This window comes from Mucilaginibacter polytrichastri (assembly GCF_001911425.1).
GTDB lineage: Bacteria > Bacteroidota > Bacteroidia > Sphingobacteriales > Sphingobacteriaceae > Mucilaginibacter > Mucilaginibacter polytrichastri.
In genome coordinates, this window is the sequence record NZ_MPPL01000001.1 from 275,749 (window position 1) to 276,635 (window position 887).

Here is an 887-nt window from a genome sequence, read left to right on the forward strand (position 1 = left end):
AATATTTGGCTTTATATGCGGAATGTTACAAGGACCAAGAGAAATAGATGGAGAGTTTAATCTAAGTTTACCCCCTTTGATGGATTCAATTTTGACATGCTTAAAGCAATCTCCTCTCCAGTAGCAATTGTTATATCGGCATTCCTAGTTAAATCCCAGAAACGTATAGGTTATTTTTTTTAAAAAAATAAATTGATTATGTATAAACTAGTGTGATGCTTATTTAATTAGTGAATTTTAGTGAATTGAAGCCACTCGGGTTTACCCGCAGTGGCTTTTTGTTTGTAATGGGCTCTAGTTATTTGTAGTTAAGAAGAGCGTTGATGATGTTGTCCGTCCCTTTCCCGGCACCTATGCTTTTTACTGTATGTGGGACAAAGAGGAATGGGTGAATGACAGGGTTCATCCGTAAGTATTGGGCATCTGTATCTGCCTTAATATTACCCATGCCTAAGAAAAAAAGACTTTTCTTGCTATAAAAATACCTTTTGTACTTATGAAGTATCTTGAATTAGCTTTTTGAATTACAAGGGTTTATGTTTTCTCATCTTAATATATCTAAAATTCATAATTATGTTTGTTTGATAATAAAATTTCAGTTTTTTATTCTTTTTAGTAGTGTTTAAGTAAAATATTAATATATTGAGATATAATTATTCTCTATTTTATCACTAATATCTATTTATGAAGAAATACCTACTTATTATTATCGCATTTCTGATTGTTGGCTGCCCGGTAGCTTTTGCCCAGGTTAAAATTACCGTCAAAGGTGTGGTTACTGATGCTGCATCGAAAGAAAAACTTGCCGGCGTATCTGTGCGGGTGAAAGGAAAAACCGGCGGTACAGCTACAGATGCCAACGGCAGGGTTACCATTACCGCCCCATC

At 34.6% G+C, this 887-nt stretch carries 1 protein-coding gene; it reads left to right on the forward strand.

Features of this window, described 5'->3' with window-relative positions; translation table 11 throughout:
* Positions 1 to 684: 684 nt before the first annotated feature.
* On the forward strand, positions 685 to 887 hold a 203-nt coding region (locus tag RG47T_RS01245; protein ID WP_139302436.1), incomplete at its 3' end, for a carboxypeptidase-like regulatory domain-containing protein.